A 23,307-nucleotide genomic window follows, 5' to 3' on the forward strand; every position below is an offset into this window, starting at 1 on the left:
GATTTTGTTTTCCGACCCTTGCCGTCCCGACCTGCTTTTCATCGCGTCAGCGTGATGAATATCATCACGAAGATTTATTGATGACGACGCGTCTCGATATTCCCCGATTGGCGACATTCGGCTAAAACGGTTTAGCGGGCGGCTCCCGCATCTCTTCCCATCACCCGCATAGCCCAGCGGAACCAGGCCCGATCGGCCTTGGCGTGCGCCAAGATGCCGATTTTTCGTGCCGCAACAAAGGGATAGTCCGCGTTCGCACCCCGCGTGCCGCCGCGGGTCTAGCAGTGACGTATGGACGCCAAAGCAGCCACCCTGCCCTCCTCAGGTGCATTCAGCCCCGAGCGCACGGCCTATTCGATCCTGATGGCGATCAGCGTCTCGCATTGCCTCAACGACACCATCCAGTCGTTGATCCCCTCGATCTATCCGATGCTGCGTGACAATTACGCCCTCAGCTACACCCAGATCGGCCTGATCACGCTGGCCTTCCAGCTGACGGCATCGCTGCTGCAGCCTTTCGTCGGCCTCTATACCGACCGCCGCCCCCTGCCCTATTCGCTCACCGTCGGCATGGGCCTCAGCCTTATCGGCCTGGTGCTGCTCGCCTATGCCCAAAATTACGCCACAGTTCTGATCGCCGCCATGCTGGTCGGCACCGGCTCCTCGGTCTTCCATCCCGAATCGTCACGCGTCGCGCGCATGGCTTCCGGCGGCAAGACCGGCCTGGCACAGTCGGTCTTTCAAGTCGGCGGCAATCTCGGCACCTCGATCGGGCCACTGCTGGCCGCCTTCATCGTGCTGCCCTATGGCCAGCATTCGATCGCCATCTTCTCGGTGATCGCCCTGCTCGCCATGTTCATCCTGTGGAATGTCGGCAATTGGTATGCCGCCTATCGGCGCCACACGGCCGGTATCAAGACCAGAACCGTGTCGGCCGTGGCCTCGTTGTCGCGCAGCCGCGTCATCGCCTCGCTGGCGGTGCTGCTGGCACTGGTCTTCTCCAAATTCTTCTACATGGCATCGCTGTCGAGCTACTACACGCTCTATCTCGAAGATCGTTTCGGCCTGCCGCCCGAAGCCGTGCAGATGCAGCTCTTCATCTTCCTGTTCGCTGCAGCGGCCGGCACGCTGCTCGGCGGGCCAATCGGTGACCGTATCGGGCGCAAATATGTGATCTGGGTCTCGATCCTGGGCGTGTTGCCTTTCAGCCTGGCCCTGCCCTATGCCAACCTGACCTGGACACCGGTGCTGGCGGTGATCATCGGCTTCATCCTGTCCTCCGCCTTTTCCGCCATCGTGGTGTTCGCGCAGGAGCTGGTGCCTGGCAAGACCGGCATGATAGCCGGATTGTTCTTCGGTCTCGCCTTCGGCATGGGCGGCGTCGGTGCCGCGGCGCTCGGCGTTCTCGCCGACAAGACCAGTATCGAATTCGTCTACAAGGTCTGCTCCTTCCTGCCGATGATCGGGCTGCTGACGATTTTCCTGCCCAATATCGAACGCCCAAAGCCGCAGCCCGTCGAAGCGGTGAAGGAAGTGTTCAAATAGAAAGGCGGCCACTCGCCTTTCCATCCCGACATTTCTGAGGCCGAACGGGGGCTGCGCACCAATCAGGGCGCGGCCCCCGCTCCAATTTCAAATAAGCAATGGAAACGACCAAATGGCTACGGTATTTCCGCCTGCAGGCTCGCAAGCGAGCCTCGGTGGTCACCAGAGCTGGAGCCGGGAAGCACTCGAAACCCTCATCCTGGCCTGGCCTCTCATTCTGACCAATCTGGTCGAGCTGGCGCTGACCACCACCAATCTCATCCTCGTCGGTGAATTGGGGTCGCAGGCGATCGCCGCCGTGACCCTGGCCAACAACCTGTTCTTTTTCTTTGCTATCATCGGATTGGGCGTGGTGACGGCGGTGGCACCGATGGTGGCCAGCGCCTTGGGTGCCGGTGACGGCAGCGGCCGCGATATCCGCCGGACCGTGCAGCAGGGATTGTGGACATCGCTGATCGTCTCGATCCCGGGCCTCGCCTGCCTGATGAACGGCGAATGGATCATGCTGCAACTCGGGCAGAATCCCGAGATCGCCAGGCATGCCTCGCAATATCTCGGCGGTCTTGCCTGGTCGCTGCCGGCCTTTGTCGGCTACATCGCCCTGCGTTCGGCAGCGGCCGCTATGGGACAGCCCCGCGCGGCCATGTGGAGCGCGCTTGCCGGCATTATCATCAACGCCGTGCTGGCCTGGGGCCTCACCTTCGGCCATCTCGGCCTGCCCGCCCTCGGCGTGTCGGGCCCGGGCATCGCGACCACGATCGCGACCTGGATCTTCTTCCTGCTGCTTGCCGCTTTCCTGGCCTTCAGCCGACCGTTCCGACACTATCAACTGTTCCAGAACCTGTGGCGCCCCGATTGGGAACGGCTCTGGCAGATCTTCCGGCTGGGTGTGCCCATCGCCGTGACGCTCGCCTTCGAGGTCACCGTCTTCAACGCCGCAGCCTTCCTGATGGGACGCATCGGCGAGACGGACCTCGCAGCACATGGCATCGCCATCCAGATCGCCTCGATCAGCTTCATGGTGCCGCTCGGCCTCGGTCAGGCGGCGACCGTGAGGGTCGGCCTCGCCTATGGCGCCGGCGACCGGCATGCCATCAGCCGCTCCGGCTGGACGGCCTATGTCCTCGGTGTCGGCTTCATGTGCGCGGCAGCGGCCTTCATGCTGATCGCGCCTCATCTGCTGATCGGCCGGTTCATTGATCTTGCCGACCCGGTCAACGCCGATGTGGTGGCCAGGGCCAGCCTGTTCCTGATCTTTGCCGGCCTGTTCCAGATCACCGACGGGGCCCAGGTCGTGGCTGCCGGCATGTTGCGCGGCCTGCACGACACGGTGATCCCGATGCTGTTCGCCGCCATCGGCTATTGGGTGGCGGGGCTGCCGCTCGGCATCCTGCTCGGCTTCCATTTCGGCTGGGGCGGCGCCGGGATCTGGGCCGGCTTGGTAAGCGGGCTGACCGCCGTCGCCGTGCTGATGACGCTGCGCTGGCTGCGGCGGGATCGCCTCAAGCCGGCGACGTGATCCGCCGCCATTCCGGTGCGGCCAAAGCGGCCTATTGCAGGGACTGGAAGTAGCTCAGTCTCTGCCGATAGGCGGCTTCGATGCAGCTGGCGGTTGTCCCACAGCGGTCGCGATTGGTGCGCCAGGCCGTCTGGCTGGCCGACAGGGCGACCTGGTCGGCTTTCGCCAGATTCCTGAACCGGGCCTTGAACACGCTGTCGAGAGCAAGGTCGAGCCGCGCCAGCGTATCGCTCTGGCAGATGGCGCGCTCGCTCGGATTGAGGCGTCCGCCGCAGGGGAAGCTGGGCGACGTGGAGGGCGTGCCGGCCGCCTTGTCGACCAGGCTCTTCAGGAAGGCGAGACGCTGCCGGTAGCTCACACCGATGCAGGCGGCATCCGCGCCGCACTCGTCGCGTTGGGCACGCCAGGCCGTCTGGTTCGCCTTCAGCTTGGCCTGCAAGTCCTTCGGCAGGGCGGCGTTGATCACGCCATAGGCGGATGACAGCGTCTGATCGAGGGTGGCGAGGTCGCCATCCTGGCAGATGGCGTTTTCGGTGGGGTTCAGGCGGCCATTGCAGGGAAAGCTCGGCGACACGGACGCTGGCACGGTCCTGTCTGGTGCTGCAAAGTCGAGGGCTGCACTCTGCTGCAGCGGGGAGTTCGCCTGGTTGTCGCCCTCCGTCGTCGCGACGGGTGCGAGATCGGCCCCGGTCTGTGCCGGCGGATTGACCGGCGTCGTGCTGGTGGCGCCGACTGCTTTGACCGGCTGCACATTCTCCGCCTTTCCGGCCATGGCGAAGGAACCGATGATGGCCTCGTTCACCCAGGGGGTCTGGCCGCCCTGGGTCGACTGGTCGACATCGGCCCTGACCTGGCCGAACATCTGGCGGATGTCGAGGCCAGGCGTCTCCATATGGGCGAGCAGCGCCGTGGTGAAGGGCGAGTTGCGCCCGCTGCCATCCTGCGCCACTGAACCCGGCGCCGTAGAGAAGGCGATCAGCGTGCCCTTGGCCGAGGAGGCGTCGAGATCGATGCGGGCCAGCCCGCGCGTCCCCGCCCCCCGCGTCAGCTGGCGCGTCAGGGGATTGTCCCGGCACGAATCCAGGATCACGATCTTCACCTTCGGCGCCGCGCTGTCGACCAGTTCCAGCAGCTTGTCCAACGACAGGGTCTGGGTGTCCAGATCGAGCTCGTCCGAGATCTTGGCCGAGACAGGCACCAGGTAGTTGCGCCCCTTCACCTGCACGCCATGGCCCGAATAGAACACCACCACGCTGTCGGCATGGTCGGCATCGCGCAGGAACGCCCTCAGCCCGTCATTCATCGCCGCCAGGTCGCCGTCCTTGACCAGGGTCACCGCATAGCCGATCCGCCCCAGCGCCGCCGCCATGTCGTTGGCGTCATTGGCCGGGTTCACCAAAGGCGTCACCGAGCGATAGGCGCTGTTGCCGATCACCAGAGCCGCCTTCTGGGCTGCGCCGGCCGGCAACGCGCCTGCCAGAACGACAGCGGCAAGGAAGAACAGACGGATCAGGCAGGCCATGATGAGGTCTCAGGAGGGCAAGGGCGCGACATTATCTCCGCCAGCGCGCGCAAATCAAACGTGACAGCGCCATGCGAACGCCTCAAAGATGGAAGCAGACAGGCTTTTCTACATGGGAGCGCTCAACAGCTCCCCTCTTTCGACAGTCAGGTGCGTTGTGATCGAATATGTCCGCCGAATCCTCGATGCCCGTGTCTATGACGTGGCCCAGAGAACGCCCCTGGACCCGATGGTGCGGCTCAGCCAGCGCCTGAATGCGGAAATCCTGCTCAAGCGCGAGGATCTCCAGCCGATCTTCTCCTTCAAGATCCGTGGCGCCTATAACCGCATCGCACGCCTGTCGCAGGAGGCCAAGGCCGCCGGCGTGATCTGCGCTTCGGCCGGCAACCACGCCCAGGGCGTCGCCCTTTCGGCAACGAAACTCGGCATCGCCGCCACCATCGTCATGCCGATCACCACCCCGCGCATCAAGGTCGACGCCGTGCGCTATTGGGGCGGCAAGGTCGTGCTCAAGGGCGACGTCTTCGACGAAGCCTACGCCCATGCCAGGGAACTCGAACGCGAGCACGGCCTCACCTTCGTGCATCCCTATGACGATGGTGACGTCATCGCCGGCCAGGGCACCGTGGGCGTCGAGATCCTGCACCAGCATCCCGACCCGATCGAGGCGGTTTTCGTGCCGATCGGCGGCGGCGGCCTGGCCGCCGGCATCGCCTCCTACGTCAAGTTCCTGCGTCCGGAGACGAAGGTGATCGGTGTCGAGCCCGTCGACGCCGCCTCGATGAAGGCGGCCATCGAGGCCGACGAGCGGGTGGTGCTTGATCGTGTCGGCCTGTTCGCCGACGGTGTCGCGGTACGCCAGGCAGGTGAAGAGACCTTCCGGATCTGCCGGGAACTGCTGGACGACGTCCTGGTCGCCGACACCGACGCCATGTGCGCCGCAATCAAGGACATTTTCGAGGACATGCGGGTGCTGTCCGAACCGGCCGGCGCCCTGTCGTTGGCAGGCCTGAAGGCCTATGCCCAGGCAAATCCTGAGAGAAGCGGCGCGCTGATCGCCGTCAACAGCGGCGCCAACCTCAATTTCGACCGCCTGCGGCATGTCGCCGAACGCGCCGAGGTGGGCGAGGCTCGCGAGATCCTGCTCGCCGTCACCATCCCAGAGGAGACGGGCAGCTATCGCCGCTTCATCGACGTGCTGGGCAACCGCATCGTCACCGAGTTCAACTATCGCTATGCCGGCGGCAGCCAGGCCCATGTCTTCGTCGGCCTGAAGCTGGCCGATGCCAAGCGCCAGAAGAGCGAGATCGTCGGTCAGCTCGAGCGGCTCGGCTATGGCGTCGTCGACATCAGCGCCGACGAGACCGCCAAGCTGCATGTGCGCTACATGGTGGGAGGACGGGCGCCCGGTCTCACGGACGAATTGGTGCTGCGCTTCGAGTTTCCCGAACGTCCCGGCGCCCTGCTCCGCTTTCTCGACGGTGTCGGCTTCGACTGGAACATCACCCTGTTCCACTACCGCAATCACGGCGCCGATTATGGCCGCGTGTTGGTTGGAATCCAGGTTCCCGAGGCTGATCGGCCGCGCCTTTTCGAACGTTTGGGAGAGCTCGGCTACCCCTATGAGGACGAGAGCGCCAACGACGCCTATCGCCTCTTCCTGCGCGGCTGAACGGCCTGCTGCCAGGCACGCACCACCCTTCACGAAAAATTAAGCAATAACAAATGGTTAAGGCTCCTGGCGGAGCCTGCCGCCGCTATGCTCCACGCCCATAGCAGCAATGCCGAATAACATGCCCACGGCGTGCATTTCGACACTACATAAACACCGAAAAGTCGCAATAAGTCTTACAAGTAGAGACGAGGCGTTAACTGCGCCGCGTTACAATGAAAGGTGAGTTGGAGTCAGTACGATGCGTTTGGCGGGATTGTTTACAGCGAAGGACGGATTTGAAGAAGGCGACATAGCTGGAGTGACGATCGATGTCGTCACCGGTCTGCTTGCCGGTCTCGCCCTGATTATCGGTGTCTGGCTGCTCGGCAGCGCACTGAACGCGGATGCCAGCCATATCGCCTCGGCGCTGGCCCGCTGAGAACGCATCGATCATCACGGATGACGTGAAGCAGTCCGGTCCCCCGCCGTGGGAAACCAGACCGCTTCATCATGCTCACGATGACGCAGCTGTCGTACCGCCCGGTCGCAGCGACTATTTGCTCATCGAATTCTTGATCACGCCGACGATGACCTGAAGGATCGCGCCACCGGCACCGCCACCGATGACGTTGGTGACGATCGAGCCGATGTCGAAATTCCCCGACTGCATGGAGGCCGCCACGGACGGCCAAACGGCGGTGATGATCTGGCCGAGCACGCCGCCGCCGACCAGGCCGGCGATGATGTTGCCGATATTGCCCATGTCGAATTGCGGCAGAGCCTTGCCGGAGCCGGCGCCGCCGAGCGCGCCCGCTACCAGGTTGATAAGAATCTGTTCCATTGTCGACTTCCACTTTCAGTGGCGGCTGGTTGCTGGAAAGATGACCGCCTGCGACAATTTGTACAGATTCTGGTTTCGTTTCAATTAATCCGCGAATCGAGCAACGCTTCAGGAGGCCTTACACAAAGTAAAATCTGTGTATTTCGCTTCTGCAGCGCTTCGCCGTCTCGGTGGAGAGCTCGCTGCATTGTTTCCTGCGAGTCTATCCGCCCTGAAGTGCCTTGAAATCGCGCTGCCAGATCGCGCCGGTGATATAGCGTAGAACGGAATTGCCGCGTTCGGCATCGGGCGCTCCCATCAGCGAGAGCAAGGCCACACAGGCCTCCTTTCCCTGATGCACCGTCACCGCGGGTTCCCGACCGGTCCGCTGGGCGCCGGTCTGGCCATCCCGGCCGGCGGCATTCTTCCACTTGTCGGCAAAGATCCTCGCCCCCTCCCTGGCGGTGTCGCAATCGCCATAGGGCAGCGCGATCACCACGCCACTGCCTGCCGGCTCCTTCGTCTCGACATCGGCGATCACCACACCGAGGGACACGGGCGTGGGCGGCCTCTTCGCCCGCTCAGCCATCTTGTCCGCCAGCGCTTTCTTGTCGACCGTGGGTGAGGTCGCCATCATGTCCAGCACATCGTCCCCCTGCATCCAGATCGCCGGGGTGAGCACGATCGCCTGCAGGACCGAGCCTTGGGCGGCCACCTTCTCGATGGCATCGAGGGCGGCCTCAACCGGCGCCAGACCGGCGAGGCTGGTCTTAACTGAAACGGCGCCTGCCTCGGCAGCAGCCCCGGGGTCGGGCGATTGCGCCACGCCACTGGCGAAGGGCGCCAACATCGATGCCCGCCCCAGAGGACCGAAAAAAGGATTGGTGACGCTGCGTTTGGTGAAATCGAGCTTCATCGGCTCACCATTGCGCCATATGCCGTTGACCTGGCTGAAGCCGCGCTTGGCGAGCCCCTCCACGAAAGGAGCGGATATGGCGGGCTCCGTGAAGCGCCAGATGACGACGGCCCGTGGCGGTGTGCCATATTCAGTAAAGCTGGCAATGTCGTCGTGCTTCAAGCCGGTACTATCTTTCCAGGACGCTTCGTCGCTGTAAAAGAATGCCTTTGCCGTGTCGCTGCCGCCCAAATTTACCCGCAGCCGCATCGCGGCGGGATCCCCTGCATAGAGCTTGCGTAATTCCGACAGACCGACAAAGCTGGCGGCAATGCCGTTGCGATCCATCGCGACCTTGGCAGGAACGTGGGACAGGGCACGCCGCAGTTCCGAATCGGCCGAGGCCGCTCCTGCGACGCCGCATAGCAAGGTCGCCACCGCTGCGGCGCCCGCGAGCTTTCTCAATCCATCCGGCATGAAAATCTCTCCTGTCCATCGCAACGGCGGCAATGGCACGCCGGAAGCGGCCAAGTCTGTCGCCAAGGGAACGCATCAGGGGAACCGCATCAAGGCTTCTTCGTTGCCCAGCGCGCCACGGCTGCGTCGTCCTCGTCCTTGGCGGCGACCCAGCCGGTGCCGGAGGCACGCTCTTCCTTCTTCCAGAAGGGGGCGCGGGTCTTGAGATAGTCCATCAGGAAGGAAGCAGCCTCGAAGGCAGCCTGGCGATGCATCGAGGCCGTCACCACCAGCACGATATTGTCGCCCGGCACCAGCCTGCCATGGCGATGGATGATGGCAACGCCCTGCAGGGGCCAGCGCTCGCGCGCTTCCGCCTCGATCCGCTCGAGCTCGGCCTGGGCCATCTCGGGATAATGATCGAGCGTCATGGCGCTGATACGGTCGTCGTCCGGCCCCGCCCGGCAGATGCCGATGAAATTGACCACGGCACCGATATCGGTCCGCCCGCGGGACAAGGCGGCAACCTCGGCCGAAACGTCGAAATCCTCGCGCTGCAGACGAACGCTCACCGTATCAGCTCCCGCCGGCTCAGCCGCCCGTCATGGGCGGGAAGAAGGCAACCTCACCCGCACCGGCAATCGGTGCGGCCGGCTTGACATGGCGCCGATCGATCGCCGCCCGCACGATCTTGCGGTTCTCGAAGGCGTGGGCATGGGCTTCGCTGCGCTCGGACAGGAACTGCATCAGATCCTCGACCGTCCTGACCTCGGCCGGCAGGTCGACTTCCTCTTCCGGCACGCCGATGCGCTCGCGCAGCCAGGCGAAATAGATCAGCTTCATCGCGCGTCCTCCAGCCTTATTACGCATCTTCGAGGAGATGCTGCACGCCGCTGCGGAAGTAATCATACCCCGTATAGAGCGTCACCACAGCCGAAACCCACAGCAGCACCAGGCCGATGATGGTACAGCCCGGCAGGACGGCATCGCCGGCGGGCCCCGCCAGCAGGAAACCGATCGCCAGGAGCTGGACGGTGGTCTTCCATTTGGCCAGCCGCGTTACCGGCACGGAAACCCGCAATTCGGCCAGGAACTCCCTCAAGCCGGAAACCAGGATCTCGCGGCACAGGATGACGATCGCCGCCCACACGGACAAATTGTCGGTGGTAATGGTTCCCGTCGCCGCCAGCATGAGCAGGCAGGACGATACCAAGAGCTTGTCGGCGATCGGATCGAGCATGCGTCCGAGCGAAGATTGCTGCCCCCAGGCCCTGGCAAGATAGCCATCGAAATAGTCCGTCACCGCCGCCAGCGCGAACGCCCCGAAGGCGACCCAGCGTACCCAGATGACCTCCGGCCAGAACAGGCAGGCCACGACCACCGGCACCGCCGCGATCCGGCCATAGGTGAGGATGTTCGGCAGGGAGAGCGGTGAGGTCCGCTTGGTGGGCGCAGGTGATGTCATGGCTTGAAGGAACATGGCGCGGGCCGCGCCGTCAACCGGGTTTAAGATGCCTTGTCGTGGAAGAAGTCGTAGACCTTGCGGGCGGTCGCCTGATCGATGCCCGGACAGCCTTCGAGATCGGCCATCGAAGCCCGTTCGATCGCCTTGAGAGTGCCGAAATGCCGCAGCAGCGCACGTTTGCGCTGCGGGCCGATGCCGCCGATTTCCTGGAGCCCTCCTTCCTTCAGCGATTTGGAGCGCTTCTGGCGATGGGCACCGATGGCGAAGCGGTGGGCTTCGTCACGCAGGCGCTGCACGAAATAGAGCACGGGATCGCGCGGGGCGAGCTTGAAGGGGGGCTTGCCCTCGACGATGAAGGTCTCCCGGCCGGCATCGCGATCGACACCCTTGGCGACGCCGACCAGCGCGACATCCTCGACACCGAGGTCGGCGAAAACCTCGCGAGCCACCTGCAACTGGCCGGCACCGCCGTCGATGAGCACGAGGTCGGGCCAGGTCGGCATCACGACATCGTCCGGCTCCGCCGCCTCGCCCGGCTCGTCCTTGGGTGTCTCCTTGATCAGGCGGGAAAAGCGTCGTTCCAGCACTTCGCGCATCATGCCGTAATCGTCGCCCGGCGTGATCTCCGTCGATTTGATGTTGAACTTGCGATAATGCGTCTTGGCGAAGCCTTCGCGTCCAGCCACGATCATGCCGCCAACGGCGTTGGTGCCCATGATGTGGGAGTTGTCATAGACCTCGATGCGGCGCGGCGCCTCCTCGAGGCTGAAGGCCTCGGCGACACCTTCCAGCAGTTTGAGCTGCGAGGAGGATTCGGCCAGGCGCCGCCCGAGGGCCTCGCGGGCATTGGTGAGGGCATGTTCGACGAGATCGCGCTTCTCTCCCCGCTTCGGCGTCGCGATCTCGATACGATGGCCGGCCCGCAGCGACAGCGCCTCACGCAGGATCTCCCCGCCCTCGACCTCATGCGAAAGCAGCACGAGCTTGGGCGCCGGCTTGTCGTCGTAGAACTGGCCGAGAAAGGCATCGAGCACTTCGGCCTCGCTGAGCGTACGGTCGGCCTTGGGAAAATAGGCCCGGTTGCCCCAGTTCTGGCCGGTGCGGAAGAAGAAGACCTCGATGCAGAACTGGCCGGCCTGCTCGTGCACGGCAAAGACGTCCGCTTCCTCGATCGAACGCGGATTGATGCCCTGCGTCGACTGGATGGCCGAAAGTGCCGCGAGCCTGTCGCGATAACGGGCGGCGCGCTCGAACTCCAGGGTCTCGGCGGCTTGCTCCATTTCATGCGCCATCGCTTCCTTGATGGCCTTGGACTTGCCGGTCAGGAAGGCGCGCGCCTCGCTGACCAGGCCGGCATAATCCTCGATGGAGATCTCGCCGGTACAGGGAGCCGAGCAGCGCTTGATCTGGTGCAGCAAACAGGGGCGCGTGCGGGTGGAGAACACCGAATCCGTACAGGATCGGATGAGAAAGGCACGCTCCAGGGCATTCATCGTGCGGTTGACGGCCAGGACGCTGGCGAAGGGGCCGAAATAATCACCCTTGCGCGTGCGCGCGCCGCGATGCTTGGTCAGTTGGGGTGCAGGATGGTCACCCGTCAGCAGGATATAGGGAAAGGACTTGTCGTCGCGCAGCAGCACGTTGAAACGCGGCTTCAGGCTCTTGATTAGGTTGATCTCAAGCAGCAGGGCTTCGGTTTCCGTCTGGGTGGTGACGAACTCCATCGCCGCCGTCTCGGCGATCATGCGGGCGATACGCGCCGTCGGCGCAATGCCACGGGCATAGCTCGCCACCCGCTTCTTGAGCGAATGCGCCTTGCCGACATAGAGCACCGTGCCTTCCGCATCGATCATGCGATAGACCCCCGGCGCATTGGGCAACGTCTTCCAGAAGGCATGGATGACCGCGGTTCCCGCCCGCAGCGAAGACGGCACGGCTTTCTCGTCGAAGGCAAGGTCGACGGAGGAGGAGGCTTCCTCGGTTTCGGCGGGAGCAGGCGAGTCGATCATGGCTGATAAATAGGACGCGGGAAGCGCGCTGGCGAGAGGGCACGCAAAACACCGGTGAAATTGCTACCATCCTCGGCCTGCCGCGGGCTGTTCCGCCCGGATTTACTCAGTCCAGGCCAGATGCTGGCCGCCATCGACGGCGATCATCTGGCCGCTGACGCTACGCGCACGGGCCAGATAGAGCACGGCCTCCACGATATCCTCCACGGCACTGCCATGGCCGAGCGGCGTGCCGGCCGCCTCGGCCGCGAATTCCTCGGGTGTCTGCGAGGCGGCCTGCAGGGTTGGGCCGGGTCCGATGCCGTTGACTCGGATATGCGGCGCCAGGGCCTGGGCCAGGGTCTGCGTGGCGACATGCAGCACGGATTTGCTGAGATAATAGGACACATAGTCCGGCCGGGGATGCAGCACGCGCTGGTCGATCAGATTGACGATGGAGGGGTCGTAGGCAAGCGGGTCGACCTGGGCCGCAAAGGCCTGGGCGAGAAAGATCGGGGCCTGGGCGTTGACGGCGAATTGCCGGTTCCAGATCTGCGCCTGGAGACTGCCGATGCCGTCGGGCTCGAACATCGAGGCCGAATTCACCAGCAGATCGAGGACGCCGATGCCGGCGCGCGCCTCCTCGACGATTGCACTTACCTTGTCACCCGCGGCCAGATCACCCACGACGATACAGGTCCTGCGTCCCATGGCCGCAATTTGCGCCGCCGCATCCTCCGCTTCCGCGCGCGAACGATTGCAATGGAGCGCGACATCATATCCGGCCTGGGCCAGCCCAAGCGCGATGCTCCGACCGATACGCTTGGCGGCGCCGGTCACCAAAGCGCGTTGCGCACGAGCCTTTTCCACCATTTTCTCCATTCCTTCCGCAGGCTTGTCTTCATACTGCGTTTACGATGCAGGCAGATTGCTGCCCAGCGTTAACGTCGATCAACCACTGGACAGTGTTCAAGTGACGGACTGGCCCATGCCAGCACTGGAGCAAGGCACGCCCATGGCTGAACGTTTTTTGCTCCAGCTCTTTGGTTCGACGCGTCTTTGTGATTCGTGGTAGCTCCCTTCAATCGCAAGACGCTTTGGCACTGGAACAGGCAACACTGGGACACGATGCTGAAGGTCACTTTCCTCACTTGCGCGATCCTGGCCTGGCAGCCCCTCATTGGAGCAGCGCAGGCCGGCGAGGCTGTGCCTGGGGCGCCCTCCGCCCTGTCGCTGGTGTGGACCGGTCGCTTCATTGCCGTAACCAAGGCGCCGGTGCTGGCGGGCGTCGCTCCGCAGGCCGCTGCCAAGCCGGCCCGCCCGACGGCTGGCTATGACGATGTCGACATCGTCGGCTCCATCCCGGCCAATCCCTCGGGAGAGAGTGGCAAGAATCGCTCGCCCATGCGCACTGCACGCCCGGCAGGCCTCTGTCTTCTGCCCGGCCTCACCTCCGGCCGGGGTGATGATCTGGCCTGCGGCGGCGCCCAGAATAATCGCTGGTCGGCCCGCGCGACGGCGTTCAACTATGATTTGGGCACGGTTCATTCCGATTTTGCCAATGCGCCCGCGCCCTATGCCGCCGGATGGGAATGAAAAATCATTCCGACAACACCAGAATTCATGAAATTAAATTCTCATTAACTATAATAAATTTTGAATTACCCTAAGGCAATCTTTAGAACATACATTATAGTTAACAAATCATTTCAAATATAATTTAAGTTATTGCCATAATGTCGCCTTGTTAAATCTACTTAATAAACCCATCAGGCAACTTTCTCTTAATAGTCTTCACGTAACACGGTCGCATGATTGTTCGATGGGTTGGGGATACCGGCGTCATCGCGTGTATGAGTTCCAGGAGTTCACGATGAAAAAGCTTCTTCTCGCCACAGCATTGACGCTGATCACCGGGTCCGCCTTCGCGGCCGACATTCCGCCCTATCAGGAGCCCGCTCCGGCCTATCAGGCACCGGCCTCCAATGTGACCTGGACGGGCTTCTATGCCGGTATCAATCTCGGCTACGGCTTTTCCGGTGACTTCGATGCCGATCGCGGCGTCCGCCTGAACGAGGCCAGCGGCTTCACCGGCGGTGTCCAGGCCGGCTACAACATGCAGTACGATCCGATCGTGATCGGCCTCGAAGGCTCGCTGAACTACGCCGACATCACCGACAAATATGACGGCCACAAGGGCACCTACGGCTTCAACGGCTCGATCACGCCCCGCATCGGCTACGCCATGGGTGACTTCCTGCCCTATATCAAGGCGGGCCTTGCCTTCGGCGATGTCGAGATCAACCGCTTCGGCGCCAAGGATTCGCAGTGGCAGGTCGGCTGGACCGCCGGCTTCGGTGCCGAATATCGCGTGACCCCGGAAGTGTCGGTCCGGGCTGAATACAACTATACCAGCTACGGCAAGGATGACTTCGACATCCGCAGCGGTATCGTCAAGGCCGGCTATGGCGGCAGCGACATCAAGCTGGGCGTGAACTATCACTTCTGATCCGTTCAGAAGACAGCGCTCCGAAAAGGCCCGGCACAACGCCGGGCCTTTTTCGTTCGATGATCGTCAGCCGGCCTTGATGGTCGATATCCGGCCTTCCCAGATCATGCTGCCCACCACGGCAAGGAGAACCACACCGCCGCCGGCCAGGGCCGCCGTTCCCGGCGCTTCTCCGAAAGCAAGCCAGACCCACAGGGGCGCAAGGGGCGTCTCCAAGGCGCCGATCAGCGCCGTCTGGGCTGCCGGAATGAACTTCGCGCCGATGGTAAAGCAGACCAGAGCCAGGCCCATATTGCTCACGCCGAATGCCACCAGCAAGACAACTTCATCAGCATTCGCCGGCCAGCTCGACATCAGAGGCGCGCTGATGAGGGCCGGCACCAGCGCCGACAGGCAGGCAGCCGGCACCAGTGGCACATCGGGAAAGCGCCGCCGCATCACCACGAAGGCGGCCACCAGCACCGTCATTGCCAGTGCGAGGGCATCGCCGATCAGGCTCCCCTGCCCGCCGCCGCCGGCCACGGTCAGCGCCACACCTACGACCGCGAACAGGCTGGCGACCAGCACCGCCGCTGAAGCCCGTTCGCGCATCACCAGCCAGGCCAGGCCCGCCGCCACGAAGGGCACCGTCGCGTAGATGATCGAGACATGGGCGACGCTGGTGAGTCGCAGCGATGCCACGAAACAGGCCATGCCCAGGCTGGACAGCAGGCAGAAGCCCAGGCCGACCCATCCCATCGCCCTGAAGCTGCGCCAGGTGTTGCGGCCTTCCAGCGCCAGGATGAAGGCGAGGCTGGTGGCTGCACCGAACAGGCCACGCCAGAACAGCAGGGCGGCAATGTCGAGGGGTACCGCTCGGGTGAAATAGCCGGCCGAACTCCACAGGATGGCGGAGGCCGTCACCAGCGCCACACCGAGATGGCGCGGGGTGAATGCGGCCGGCATGCTCCCTTCGATGGACATGGCAATCTCCGATACGGCTGATGCCGATTGACAGATGCCGATTGAAGCAGAACCCTGCTGCCAAGAATCTGTCAGCAGTCTCTGCACAGACCGCAATCAATGGCTTGTTGCCCATGCGCCGCACCACACGCCTGTTCGAGATCATCCAGTTGCTGCGCGTCGCCAAGAAGCCGGTAACCGCCGAGGCGATCGCGGCGCAGCTCGAAGTCGCCAAACGTACCATCTATCGCGACATCGCCTCGCTCCAGGCCCTGTCGGTGCCCATCTATGGCGAAGCCGGCATCGGCTATGTCATGCGCTCCGGCTACGACCTGCCGCCGCTGATGCTGTCGATCGAGGAAGTCGAGGCCCTCGTGGTCGCGCTCGGACTGCTGGAGCGCACCGACGACCGTGCGCTCAAAGCGGCAGCAGGCTCGATCCGCGCCAAGATCGCCACCGTCCTGCCGGTTGCCAACCGCGAGCCGATCGACAAGACCAGCCTCTTCGTGCCGCAATGGATCCATCCCGAGCCGATCAGCATCGACCTTGCCGCCATTCGCCTGGCCATTCGCGACGAACGCAAATTGCTGCTGCACTATGCCGACGTCGAGGGACGGGAAAGCCGGCGGATCGTCCGCCCGATCGCCATGGTCTACTATGTCGAGGTGATGCATGTCGTAGCCTGGTGCGAGCTGCGCCGGGATTTCCGCAGCTTCAGGGCCGACCGCATTCGCCATTGCGAGGTCATGGAGGAGCGTTTCGAGGGCGAAAGCGCGGTTTTGCGCACTGCCTGGGAAGCACGCCAGCGTGAAGAGGCGCCACAGCGCTAGAGCAAGGCGCGTTCGAGCGTGAACGCTTATTTGCTCTAACTCCTTGTACCCAAGCCAATCCTGAGGATTGGCCAGAGCTTCTTTGCGATTCTTGGTGATTCCACCAAATCGCAAAACGCTTTGGCATCCGATCAGGCTTTCAGACGAACACCATCAACCTAGCCGGGCCATCCTCGGTTGCCACCAGGTCTCGCGCCTGAAAGCCCGCTTTGGCATAGGCCGCCTGTGCTCGCCGATTGGCAGGGTCGGGATCGACGACGACCATCGGCGCCCCCTCTGCCCGCAAATGCTGTGCCAACAGGCGCAGATAGGCCGGGCCGTGGCCACGACCGAGCATGGCGGGATCCCCGATGAACGTATCGATGCCGCGTGTGCCGACCGGAAAAGCGGCCAGATGCGGCTGTTCCCAAGCGTGGACTTCATAGTCCTGGACATAGGCAAAGGGTCGCGCTTCGAAGCTGACGATCCGCATTACCATGCGCGGATCGGCGAGGTCCTCCCTGAGCAATTCCAGCTGCTTGTCCGCATCCTGCCACCAGCAGGCCACTTCGGGCTCGCGCAGCCAGGCCGCCAGCAAGGGCAGGTCGCCCACGGCTGCCGGGCGGAAGCGATAGGGGCCACCATTCAGGCCCATCGCCTCACTGCGGACGCGTCAGGCCGAAAGCCGGGATTTCCGCCTCGAAGGCGGCCAACCAGGCTTGCAGCTTGGGATGATGCTGCCGCCAGGTTCCGGCAAAGCGCAAATCGAGATAGCCGAGCGCGCAGGCCAGTGCGATGCTTCCCGCGTCCAGTGCCGGGTCGAAGGCCCCTGCCCGTGCCTCGAATTGAGCCAGGCCGCGCGCGACCTTGCCGGCCTGGATATCGAGCCATTTGGCACTGCGCTGGTCCTCGGGACGTATCCTCGCTTCATAGACCTGGAGCAGGGAGGCATCCATGATGCCGTCCGCCAGGGCCTGACGGGTCAGCACCTCATAGCGTTCCGGGCCCTGCGGCATGATCCGCCCGCCTCCTGCGAGGTGGTCGAGATAGTCGAGAATGACCCGGCTGTCGTAGAGGATGGTCCCGTCATCCAGGATCAACACCGGGATCTTGCCGAGCGGGTTCTGCTCGCGCAGGCTATCCTGCGGATCATTGGTATCCGCCGGGACCACGGTGATGCGATCGAACAGGCCGAGATAGTGGGCGGCGATCTTGACCTTCCGACCGAAGGGCGAAGGAGGCGAGGAGCGCAATTGCATGATGAAGCCGAAATCCAGCTGCTGGAATCATGAGCGCCTGCAAGCGCTCATCCATCCATTACCGCATTTCAGCCGCAAGCGCGGAAATACCGATCAGGCTTTCACCAGATTGACGGCCTTCGGTCCCTTGCCCTTCTTGTCGGGCTCGACATCGAAGGAGATCTTCTGGCCTTCAGACAATGTACCCAGACCGGAACTTTCGACTGCGGTGATGTGAACAAAGATGTCGCGTCCACCATCGTCAGGCGTTATGAAGCCATAGCCTTTTTGGGTGTTGAAGAACTTGACGGTGCCGCTCTGCGCCATCTTACGCTCCCAGTCCCGATCTGGCCGGATGACCAGATCCATTCCACACCAGTACGCAATGAGTTTCATCCAAAGGACGTTTGTACGCAAGAGGCGATATCGGCGGCCGGACCGATAGGCCCTTGCCGCACCGGACAAATTTTACCGATACTGGAAATTCCTATGGGCGAAGACATACCTTACAACCGCGAGGCGCCGCCGCCGGGCATCCTCGAGGAATTGTCGCCGGGTGTCCGCCGCATCCTGGCTCCCAATGGCGGTGCCTTCACCTTTACCGGTACCTGTTCCTATATCGTCGGACGCGGCAAGGTCGCGATCATCGACCCCGGACCGGACGATCCTGGTCACGCCGCTGCCCTGCTGGCAGCCGTGCACGACGAGGAAGTGGTGGCGATTGCCGTCACTCACACCCACCGCGACCACTCGCCGGGCGTGTCGGCGCTGGTATCGGCCACCGGCGCGCCCACCTACGGCGCCGGCCCGCATCGCAGCGCCCGCCCCCTGCATGACGGCGAGATCAATCTGCTCGATGCCGCCGGCGACCTCGCCTTCCAGCCCGACATTGTCCTGGCCGAAGGCGATCGTTTCGGTCCGCCGGACTGGCCGTTGACGGCACTGGCGACGCCCGGCCACTGCGCCAACCATCTCGCCTTTTCGCTGGAAGCGGACAAGGTGCTGTTGTCGGGCGACCATGTCATGGCCTGGTCCACCAGCATCGTCGCCCCACCCGACGGCTCGATGGGAGACTACATGGCCTCGCTGGAGAAACTTCTCGGCAGGCCGGAGGCACGCTATTTCCCTGGCCATGGCGGCCCGGTCGAACAGCCCCAGCGCTTCGTGCGAGCGATGATCCAGCATCGCCGCATGCGCGAGGCTTCGATCCTGCAGGCCCTCGGCGAAGGCCCTGCGCCGATCACGCCCTTGACCGCCAGGGTCTATGCGGGGCTGCCGGCCGGGTTGCAGGGAGCGGCGGCCCTCAACCTCTTCGCCCATCTCGAAGACCTGGTCCAGCGCGGCAAGGTCGCCACCGAGGGGGCCCCTTCCATGGCGGGCCGCTACTGGCTCGCCTGATCCGGCGTCAGCGCCCGATCGCGCAACTCGGCCATGAAACTCTGCACATGCTTGGCGTTGGCTCCGAAATCATAGGAGCCGTAGCGAGCAGCCGAGCGCATGTCGATGCGCGTCTTGCCGCCCTCGCTCCGGATGCGCAGCGCAATGTCGTCGACAGTACCCAGAATGGTGGATGAGGCGACCGCCTCGATACGATCGCCAAAGCGCCTCTGCGTGGAGGCCGAACCCGCGGTCGGGCCTCCCATCGCGTCGGCGTCCACGGGATCGCCATCCTCGCGGATGCTGTCCGGCAGGCGGATACGCGCGGCCATCTCGCCGAAGCGCAGATCACCCACGACCTGCCAGCGCCTCTCCCGCATCAGGCGAAGCGCGATCTTGCGGATATCGTCCGGCGGCACGTCGAGGAGAATCGACTGGACCTGCGGCAAGGCCTCGCGCTGATACGCCGCCAGCCCCGCCGCATAGGCGGTGGAATTGGCGTCCGCCGTGCGTGTGCGGGTAGCATGGGCCAGGGGCGGAGGATCCTCGGGATCGGTGCTGACATCGACGATTCCGGGCACGCTGAGGGCAAGGCTGGTGGCGATCGCTGCGGGCCCGAGCACCAGGATGGCAAGCAGGAAGGCACTGAAGGCTCTGCCGAAACCTCGCTCGCCCTTGCGCCAGATCACCTGGAAGGCGACCACGGCGCAGAGCAAGGCGGCGCAGGCTGCCAGCAGTCCCGCGCACAGGGCGGCAAAACCGGCCTTGAGCGGGGCGAGATGGAAGCGCAGCAGCACCAGGGAGATCAGCACCACCTCGAAGGCGAAGACCGCCAAGCTCTGCGCGGTACGGGCCCAGCCGGTCGGCGGAGGCGCCGGGCGTCGCAGCATCAGGGCGCGCCCGCCAGCGACTGCAGGAGATCGGGCAGGTCCATCACGCTGTCGATGACGTGATCGGCATGCGGCGCGAGTTCTTCCCGCTTGGCAAAACCGCTGAGCACGGCGATAGCCGTGCCGCCGGCCGCCTTGACGGCATGAAGGTCATGGGTGGAGTCGCCGACCAGGGCGATTTCCTGAGGCTTCACCCCGAACGCCTGGGCAAAGCCGAGCACCGGACCCGGCTCCGGCTTGCGGCCATGGCCCGAATCATAGCCGAGCACGGCGTCGAGCCAGGGCATCAGGCCGAGCTTCTCGCAGTGCGCACGGGCACCCGCCTCGGAATCGTTGGTGCAGATGCCCAGCAGATAGCCTCGGCTCTTCAGGGTGGACAGGAGCCAGGGCGGATCACCGATGGGCGTGACATGTTTCAGGCCCTCCTCGATGAAGATGCGGTCCATCTGTTCGAAGAAGGCGGTATCGGCGACCTCCCCGAGCACTTCAGCCCAGGCGACCCCATAATCGGCCGAAGATTCGGCCACCAGCACCGAATGCGGCAGGATGCGGTGGCTCGTCAGGTCGTAATCGTTGATCTCGACCAGCCGAGCCATCTTCTCGGGGTCGCCACCGCTCAGGCGCTGCATGGCGGCATAGGCCGCAGCGCTCCAGGTGAGATGGAAGTCGACCAGGGTTCCGTCCTTGTCGAAGAGTATGGCGCGTATCGGCATGGCGAATCCCAGTCTACAGCCCTTTCCCGCCCTCCATAAGGAATTTGGCAAGCGCGGCATACCGAATTCGCGCGAAAACAGGAGGCTGGAACAAGAGATCGTCCATCAAGCGTCAAAAACGACCCCTGAGCCGTCATTGCTGGAACTCACCGCCTTTTCGGAGATTTCGCAGTGCAAGCATATTGCGGAATCCCGTATTAAATCCCATGTCTTGGGCGCACGTGGGCCTTGTGCCACGGTGGCGGGCTGCCCATCAGGGGGCCGGCGGGAGAGATTTTGAAACATGCGTGACCCCTATAGCGTCCTTGGCGTTTCCAAGACGGCAAGCTTGGCTGAGATCAAGAAGGCCTTCCGGAAACTCGCCAAGCAGTACCACCCCGATCAGAACAAGGATGCCAAGGCCGCGGCGAAGTTCGCCGAGGTCAACAGCGCCTATGAAATCGTCGGCGACGAAAAGAAGCGGGCCCAGTTCGATCGTGGCGAGATCGACGCCGAGGGCAAGCCCCGCTTCCAGGGCTTCGAGGCTGCGGGTGGTCCCGGCGGCTTCGGGCGCGACACCGGTGGCTTCGAGTTCAATTTCGGCGGTGGTCGGGGCGGCAGTGGTGGCGGCGGTTTTGCGGGCGGTTTCGACGACATCCTCAGCGAGATGTTCGGCGGACGCGCCCAGCGCGGCGGCGGTTCGCGCGGCTCGGCGCCCCGCGGCGAGGATATCCAGGTCACCGGCCAGATTCCCTTCACGGTCTGGGCGTTGGGCGGCAAGACACGGGTCGAGCTCGGGCCGGGCCGCATGGTGGATGCCTCCATTCCGGCCGGCATCGCTCCAGGCAAGACCATTCGCCTGAGGGGCCAGGGCGAGCCCAGCCCGTTCGGCGGCGAGCCAGGCGATGCGCTGATTACGGTGGCCGTGGCACCGCACGAGACGTTTCGTGCCGAAGGCAGGAATGTTCGCGTCGACGTCAACGTGACCCTCTACGAGGCCGCTCTCGGCGCCAAGGTACGCGTGCCGACGCTGGACGGCTCGGTCGATCTCACTTTGCCTGCCGGCACCACGGGGCTGCGCTCCTTCCGCCTCAAGGGCAAGGGCGTGCAGGCCAAGGACGGTCCGGGCGATCTCATCGTCCAGCCCAGGATCATCATGCCCGGCACGATGGATCCCGAACTCGAGGCGGCCCTCGTGAAGCTGCGCGACAAGGGCTACGATATCGGGCGCTGAATTGGGGAGCGGGTCTTCAAACCCGCCCGCCGTTATTTCTCGAAGGGCCAGGCAACCGGCGTGCCGACCTGGCCGCGATGGCGCAGAAGATGGTCCGCCAGCACGCAGGCCATCATCGCCTCGCCCACCGGCACCGCCCGGATGCCGACACAGGGGTCATGGCGTCCCTTGGTAACGATATCGGTGTCGTGGCCATAACGATCCACCGTGCGTCGCTCCTGCAGGATGGAAGAGGTCGGCTTCACGGCGAAGCGCACCACCACGGGCTGGCCGGTGGAGATGCCGCCGAGAATGCCGCCGGCATGGTTGGAGAGGAACAGCGGCCTGCCGTCATTGCCCATGCGCATCTCGTCGGCGTTCGCCTCGCCCCCGAGTTCGGCAGCGGCAAAGCCATCCCCGATCTCCACGCCCTTGACCGCATTGATGCTCATCATCGCCGCCGCCAGATCCGAATCGAGCTTGCCGTAGATCGGAGCGCCGAGGCCGGGCTGCACCCCTTCGGCCACCACCTCAATCACCGCGCCGATCGACGAACCCGCCTTTCGTATGCCGTCGAGATACTCCTCGAAGAAGACAGCCGCGACCGGATCCGGACAGAAGAAGGGATTGGTGTCCACCGCCTCCCAATCCCAGCGGCTGCGGTCAATCTTGTGCGGCCCCATCTGCACGAGTGCTCCGCGAACGGTCACGCCGGGCAGGACCTGCCGGGCCACCGCTCCGGCCGCCACGCGGGCTGCGGTCTCGCGTGCCGAGGATCGCCCGCCGCCGCGATAGTCGCGAATGCCGTATTTGACGTCATAGGCATAGTCGGCGTGGCCGGGGCGATACTTGTCCTTGATCTCCCCGTAATCCTTCGAACGCTGATCGACATTCTCGATCATCAAATGGATCGGCGTCCCCGTGGTCAGCAATTGCCCACCCGCTTCGTCCGCCATCACGCCGGAAAGGATGCGTACGGCATCGGGTTCGCGACGCTGGGTTGTGAAGCGGCTCTGGCCCGGCTTGCGGCGGTCGAGGAAGCCCTGGATCATTGCCTCGCTGATCGGCAGGCGCGGCGGACAGCCATCGATCACGCAGCCCAGCGCCACGCCGTGACTCTCGCCATAGGTGGTAACGCGGAAGAGATGGCCGAAGCTGTTGAAGGACATGGGAACTCGCAGGGAACGGATGATGGCCGCCTTCTACAGCATTCGCGCCAAAACTCAATTTCGACCGTGTCCCTGTAGGGTCGAAGGTGTCCGACAAACTCCTTCATTGCCAGGGCAGCTGATCAGAATAAGCAAGGCATAATCCAGGATCGAAATAGGATTCGATCAGATGCCGCCGCTGAATTCTCAAACGAAGGTCAAAATTCGGCCATGTCATGGTTCCATGCCTGAGTCGGGCTGGATATCGAAATCGCTACCCGAAATCGAATATACTGGAGGAAATACCATGAACGTCCGCCATCTTGGCCTGCTTCCGGCAATTGCACTGGCGCTTTCCTTGGGTGTCGGCGCAGCATCCGCACAGACCACGCCTGAAGCCACGCCACCGGCGACGGCTGCACCGACCGAACAGATGGCGCCGAGTGCCACGCCGACGACCCCGATGGCCAAGAAGCCGACGGTCGATGCCAGCAAAAAGGCGGCCATTTCCAAGGCCTGCTCCGATGCCGCCGACAAGCAGGGACTGAAGGGCGCGCCCCGTAAAAAGTTCCGCGCAAGCTGCAAGCGCAAGGGTGGCCCGGTTACCTGACCCGATCCACTGCCG

At 63.7% G+C, this 23,307-nt stretch carries 25 protein-coding genes; 10 read left to right on the plus strand and 15 right to left on the minus strand.

Features of this window, described 5'->3' with window-relative positions; translation table 11 throughout:
* Nucleotides 1–291 precede the first annotated feature (291 nt).
* Complete coding sequence (locus tag ACIGJE_RS22175) at nt 292–1,545, plus strand: MFS transporter (protein ID WP_311941452.1); 1,254 nt, start codon at nt 292–294, stop codon at nt 1,543–1,545.
* A gap of 112 nt (nt 1,546–1,657) precedes the next feature.
* On the plus strand, nt 1,658–3,064 hold the full coding sequence (locus tag ACIGJE_RS22180) for an MATE family efflux transporter (protein ID WP_415087345.1): 1,407 nt from the start codon (nt 1,658–1,660) through the stop codon (nt 3,062–3,064).
* A 31-nt stretch (nt 3,065–3,095) separates the two neighbouring features.
* Here the strand turns inward: ACIGJE_RS22180 and ACIGJE_RS22185 are convergent, their stop codons facing one another.
* A complete protein-coding gene (locus tag ACIGJE_RS22185) occupies nt 3,096–4,586 on the minus strand; it encodes a caspase family protein (protein WP_483678720.1) in 1,491 nt (496 codons plus the stop codon).
* Between the two features lie 157 nt (nt 4,587–4,743).
* Between ACIGJE_RS22185 and ilvA the strand changes: the two genes are divergently transcribed.
* Together ilvA and ACIGJE_RS22195 are read left to right on the plus strand one after the other, a co-directional pair.
* Nucleotides 4,744–6,258, plus strand: coding sequence for a threonine ammonia-lyase, biosynthetic (gene ilvA / locus ACIGJE_RS22190; RefSeq protein ID WP_415080721.1), 1,515 nt, complete (start codon nt 4,744–4,746; stop codon nt 6,256–6,258).
* Nucleotides 6,259–6,499: 241 nt separating this feature from the next.
* The gene (locus ACIGJE_RS22195; protein ID WP_415080719.1) at nt 6,500–6,679 is read left to right on the plus strand and encodes a hypothetical protein; all 180 of its coding nucleotides are present in this window, start codon (nt 6,500–6,502) and stop codon (nt 6,677–6,679) included.
* Nucleotides 6,680–6,793: 114 nt separating this feature from the next.
* Here ACIGJE_RS22195 and ACIGJE_RS22200 read toward each other — a convergent pair whose 3' ends face one another.
* The 7 genes from ACIGJE_RS22200 to ACIGJE_RS22230 all read right to left on the minus strand — a co-directional run bounded on the left by ACIGJE_RS22200 (nt 6,794) and on the right by ACIGJE_RS22230 (nt 12,737).
* Nucleotides 6,794–7,081, minus strand: coding sequence for a hypothetical protein (locus ACIGJE_RS22200; RefSeq protein ID WP_415080717.1), 288 nt, complete (start codon nt 7,079–7,081; stop codon nt 6,794–6,796).
* 202 nt (nt 7,082–7,283) lie between these two features.
* The gene (locus tag ACIGJE_RS22205) at nt 7,284–8,432 is read right to left on the minus strand and encodes a hypothetical protein (protein ID WP_415080715.1); all 1,149 of its coding nucleotides are present in this window, start codon (nt 8,430–8,432) and stop codon (nt 7,284–7,286) included.
* A gap of 89 nt (nt 8,433–8,521) precedes the next feature.
* Nucleotides 8,522–8,983 carry a molybdenum cofactor biosynthesis protein MoaE gene (locus tag ACIGJE_RS22210; RefSeq protein ID WP_415080713.1) on the minus strand — a complete coding sequence of 154 codons (462 nt, stop codon included), beginning with the start codon at nt 8,981–8,983 and terminating at the stop codon, nt 8,522–8,524.
* Between the two features lie 19 nt (nt 8,984–9,002).
* Complete coding sequence (gene moaD / locus ACIGJE_RS22215) at nt 9,003–9,254, minus strand: molybdopterin converting factor subunit 1 (protein WP_311942409.1); 252 nt, start codon at nt 9,252–9,254, stop codon at nt 9,003–9,005.
* A 19-nt stretch (nt 9,255–9,273) separates the two neighbouring features.
* A complete protein-coding gene (gene pgsA / locus ACIGJE_RS22220) occupies nt 9,274–9,876 on the minus strand; it encodes a CDP-diacylglycerol--glycerol-3-phosphate 3-phosphatidyltransferase (protein WP_068284733.1) in 603 nt (200 codons plus the stop codon).
* Nucleotides 9,877–9,917: 41 nt separating this feature from the next.
* Nucleotides 9,918–11,885 (minus strand): excinuclease ABC subunit UvrC, encoded by a 1,968-nt coding sequence (gene uvrC / locus ACIGJE_RS22225; RefSeq protein WP_483678723.1) that lies wholly within the window; start codon nt 11,883–11,885, stop codon nt 9,918–9,920.
* 102 nt (nt 11,886–11,987) lie between these two features.
* Entirely contained in the window at nt 11,988–12,737 is a 750-nt protein-coding gene (locus ACIGJE_RS22230) for an SDR family oxidoreductase (RefSeq protein ID WP_311942403.1), read from the minus strand.
* A gap of 255 nt (nt 12,738–12,992) precedes the next feature.
* Between ACIGJE_RS22230 and ACIGJE_RS22235 the strand changes: the two genes are divergently transcribed.
* Entirely contained in the window at nt 12,993–13,460 is a 468-nt protein-coding gene (locus tag ACIGJE_RS22235; RefSeq protein WP_311942401.1) for a hypothetical protein, read from the plus strand.
* Nucleotides 13,461–13,737: 277 nt separating this feature from the next.
* Nucleotides 13,738–14,373, plus strand: coding sequence for an outer membrane protein (locus ACIGJE_RS22240; protein ID WP_311942398.1), 636 nt, complete (start codon nt 13,738–13,740; stop codon nt 14,371–14,373).
* 66 nt (nt 14,374–14,439) lie between these two features.
* Here the strand turns inward: ACIGJE_RS22240 and ACIGJE_RS22245 are convergent, their stop codons facing one another.
* The gene (locus ACIGJE_RS22245; RefSeq protein ID WP_311942395.1) at nt 14,440–15,336 is read right to left on the minus strand and encodes a DMT family transporter; all 897 of its coding nucleotides are present in this window, start codon (nt 15,334–15,336) and stop codon (nt 14,440–14,442) included.
* Nucleotides 15,337–15,449: 113 nt separating this feature from the next.
* On the opposite strand from ACIGJE_RS22245, the gene ACIGJE_RS22250 reads away from it, so the two are divergent.
* Complete coding sequence (locus tag ACIGJE_RS22250; RefSeq protein ID WP_311942392.1) at nt 15,450–16,145, plus strand: helix-turn-helix transcriptional regulator; 696 nt, start codon at nt 15,450–15,452, stop codon at nt 16,143–16,145.
* Between the two features lie 139 nt (nt 16,146–16,284).
* Here the strand turns inward: ACIGJE_RS22250 and ACIGJE_RS22255 are convergent, their stop codons facing one another.
* From ACIGJE_RS22255 to ACIGJE_RS22265, 3 genes are all read right to left on the minus strand, one after another.
* Entirely contained in the window at nt 16,285–16,779 is a 495-nt protein-coding gene (locus tag ACIGJE_RS22255; RefSeq protein ID WP_415080706.1) for a GNAT family N-acetyltransferase, read from the minus strand.
* A gap of 4 nt (nt 16,780–16,783) precedes the next feature.
* A complete protein-coding gene (locus tag ACIGJE_RS22260) occupies nt 16,784–17,386 on the minus strand; it encodes a glutathione S-transferase family protein (RefSeq protein ID WP_311942446.1) in 603 nt (200 codons plus the stop codon).
* Nucleotides 17,387–17,476: 90 nt separating this feature from the next.
* Nucleotides 17,477–17,689: a cold-shock protein gene (locus ACIGJE_RS22265; RefSeq protein ID WP_068284736.1), complete on the minus strand. Its 213-nt coding sequence runs from the start codon at nt 17,687–17,689 to the stop codon at nt 17,477–17,479.
* Nucleotides 17,690–17,851: 162 nt separating this feature from the next.
* Here ACIGJE_RS22265 and ACIGJE_RS22270 point away from each other — a divergent pair, with 162 nt between their 5' ends.
* Complete coding sequence (locus tag ACIGJE_RS22270; RefSeq protein WP_415080704.1) at nt 17,852–18,760, plus strand: MBL fold metallo-hydrolase; 909 nt, start codon at nt 17,852–17,854, stop codon at nt 18,758–18,760.
* Here the strand turns inward: ACIGJE_RS22270 and ACIGJE_RS22275 are convergent.
* On the minus strand, nt 18,745–19,629 hold the full coding sequence (locus tag ACIGJE_RS22275; RefSeq protein ID WP_311942382.1) for a DUF1499 domain-containing protein: 885 nt from the start codon (nt 19,627–19,629) through the stop codon (nt 18,745–18,747). The genes ACIGJE_RS22270 and ACIGJE_RS22275 overlap by 16 nt on opposite strands.
* Nucleotides 19,629–20,342 carry an HAD family hydrolase gene (locus ACIGJE_RS22280; RefSeq protein ID WP_311942379.1) on the minus strand — a complete coding sequence of 238 codons (714 nt, stop codon included), beginning with the start codon at nt 20,340–20,342 and terminating at the stop codon, nt 19,629–19,631. The genes ACIGJE_RS22275 and ACIGJE_RS22280 overlap by 1 nt, the downstream gene beginning before the upstream one ends.
* Before the next feature lie 283 nt (nt 20,343–20,625).
* Here ACIGJE_RS22280 and ACIGJE_RS22285 point away from each other — a divergent pair, with 283 nt between their 5' ends.
* On the plus strand, nt 20,626–21,555 hold the full coding sequence (locus ACIGJE_RS22285) for a DnaJ C-terminal domain-containing protein (protein ID WP_415080701.1): 930 nt from the start codon (nt 20,626–20,628) through the stop codon (nt 21,553–21,555).
* Between the two features lie 32 nt (nt 21,556–21,587).
* Here ACIGJE_RS22285 and aroC read toward each other — a convergent pair whose 3' ends face one another.
* On the minus strand, nt 21,588–22,703 hold the full coding sequence (aroC, locus tag ACIGJE_RS22290) for a chorismate synthase (protein WP_415080699.1): 1,116 nt from the start codon (nt 22,701–22,703) through the stop codon (nt 21,588–21,590).
* A 169-nt stretch (nt 22,704–22,872) separates the two neighbouring features.
* Here aroC and ACIGJE_RS22295 point away from each other — a divergent pair, with 169 nt between their 5' ends.
* Nucleotides 22,873–23,292: a hypothetical protein gene (locus tag ACIGJE_RS22295; RefSeq protein ID WP_311942369.1), complete on the plus strand. Its 420-nt coding sequence runs from the start codon at nt 22,873–22,875 to the stop codon at nt 23,290–23,292.
* The last annotated feature ends 15 nt before the right edge of the window (nt 23,293–23,307 follow it).

The sequence above is a fragment of the Labrys sp. E2SS-1L genome (assembly GCF_057073705.1).